This is a genomic window from Kribbella sp. (assembly GCF_035655035.1).
GTDB lineage: Bacteria > Actinomycetota > Actinomycetes > Propionibacteriales > Kribbellaceae > Kribbella.
In genome coordinates this window covers 1-1,829 of record NZ_DASRVN010000767.1, presented here as the reverse complement: position 1 = coordinate 1,829, position 1,829 = coordinate 1, and the positions used below count along the sequence as shown (strand labels likewise).

Below are 1,829 nucleotides of genomic sequence, written 5' to 3'. Positions count from 1 at the left end.
GGCCCGGTACGCCTCGGCCTGCTTGGTCAGGTCGTCGAAGACGATCAGGACGTGCTTGCCGTTGTACATCCAGTGCTGCCCGATGGAGGAGCCGGTGTACGGGGCGATGTACTTGAAGCCAGCCGGGTCGGACGCCGGGGAGGCCACGATGGTGGTGTACTCCATCGCGCCGGCCTCTTCGAGCGCACCGCGGACGGCGGCGATCGTCGAGCCCTTCTGGCCGATCGCGACGTAGATGCAGCGGACCTGCTTCTTCGGGTCGCCGGTCTTCCAGTTGTCACGCTGGTTGATGATCGCGTCCAGGCACACCGTCGACTTGCCGGTCTGCCGGTCACCGATGATCAGCTGGCGCTGGCCGCGGCCGATGGCGGTCATCGAGTCGATGGCCTTGATGCCGGTGAGCAGCGGCTCGCGGACCTCCTGGCGGTCCATCACGCCGGCGGCCTGGATCTCGAGCGCCCGCTGGCCCTCGATGCCCTGGATCTCGCCGAGGCCGTCGATCGGCTTGCCGAGCGGGTCGACCACGCGGCCGAGGTAGCCCTCGCCGACCGGCACCGACAGGATCCGGCCGGACCGGCGGACCTGCTGGCCCTCTTCGATGCCGTCGTACTCACCGAGGATGACGACGCCGATCTCGCGGACGTCGAGGTTCAGCGCGATGCCCTCGGTGCCGTTCTCGAAAACGAGCAGCTCGTTGGTCATCACCGACGGCAGGCCCTCGACGTGGGCGATACCGTCACCCGCGTCGACGACGGTGCCGACCTCTTCGGCGGCGGTCTCGGCCGGTTGGTACTCGGTGACGAACCGATCGAGCGCGTCCCGGATCTCCTCCGGCCTGATCGTGAGCTCAGCCATTGTGTTTCCTTTGTCTAGGAGGGCTCAGCCCGCGATGCGCCGTTGCGCGTCGTCGAGCCTGGCCGCGATGGTTCCGTCGATCACTTCGTCGCCGATGTCCACCCGGACGCCGCCGACCACGCCTGCGTCGACGATCACGTTCAGCTGGATGTCCCGGCCGTACTGCCGTCCGAGTGCTGCCGCGAGCCGGGTGCGCTGCGCCTCGGTCAGGTCGGTGGCCACCCGCACGGTCGCGATGCTGGCGTTCCGCCGGGCCGCCGCGGCGACCTGGTAGGACCGCATCGACGCCGCGAAGTTGCGGCCCCGGCCGTCCACCGCCCGCTCGGCGAGCCGCACCGTGGTGGCGTCGGCCTTGCCCTGCAGCAGCCCGCGGATCAGCTCCTGGCGGTACCCGACCGGGATGCGCCGGTCGCCCAGCTTGTCGGCCAGGTCGCGCTCGGCGGCGACCACCCGGTCGAGCCGGAACAGCTCGTCCTCGATCTCGTCCAGCTTCCGCCGGTTGTCGGCGTACGCCACCTCGGCCTCGACGCTGAGCTGGTCGAGGGCGTCACCGAGGTCCCGGCCGCTGACCCAGCGACCGGCCACCGCGGCGGACAGGATCTCCTGCGCCTGGGCGGAGATCTTGCCGCCGAACAGCTGCCCGGCCAGCGCGACCTTGGCGTCGGCCGGCCGCGCCGGGTCGGTCAGCGCGCGCCGGAGCGCGCCGTTGCCGTCCAGCAGCTTGGCGATCGAGAACAGCTCGTTGCCCAGCCCTTCGGCCGGAGCAGCACCCGCCAGGGCCTGCTCGGCCCGGGCGAGTGACTCGTTCGACGCGCCGCGCATCAGCTGTCCGTTCCGACAGCCTGACGGGCGGACTCGGACTCTTCCAGCTCGCTCAGGAAGCGCTCGACGGTCCGGCGCTGCCGGGCCTCGTCCTCGAGCGACTCACCGACGATCCGGCCGGCCAGCGTGGTCGCCATGGTGCCGACCTCCGC

1 protein-coding gene and 2 pseudogenes are annotated in these 1,829 nt (G+C 70.9%); all 3 read right to left on the bottom strand.

Annotation, left to right across the window (positions count from 1 at the left end; translation table 11 throughout):
* Nucleotides 1-855: pseudogene (locus tag VFF46_RS39080) on the bottom strand (F0F1 ATP synthase subunit alpha); the annotation flags it as partial.
* Between the two features lie 24 nt (nt 856-879).
* On the bottom strand, nt 880-1,677 hold the full coding sequence (locus tag VFF46_RS39075; RefSeq protein WP_325042326.1) for a F0F1 ATP synthase subunit delta: 798 nt from the start codon (nt 1,675-1,677) through the stop codon (nt 880-882).
* A pseudogene (locus tag VFF46_RS39070) lies at nt 1,677-1,829 on the bottom strand (F0F1 ATP synthase subunit B); the annotation flags it as partial. The pseudogene VFF46_RS39070 and the gene VFF46_RS39075, both read right to left, overlap by 1 nt.

What these genes read in the sequence shown, in the direction of transcription:
- VFF46_RS39075 (WP_325042326.1), bottom strand. Translation starts at nt 1,677, where the DNA reads ATGCGCGGCGCGTCGAACGAGTCACTCGCCCGGGCCGAGCAGGCCCTG.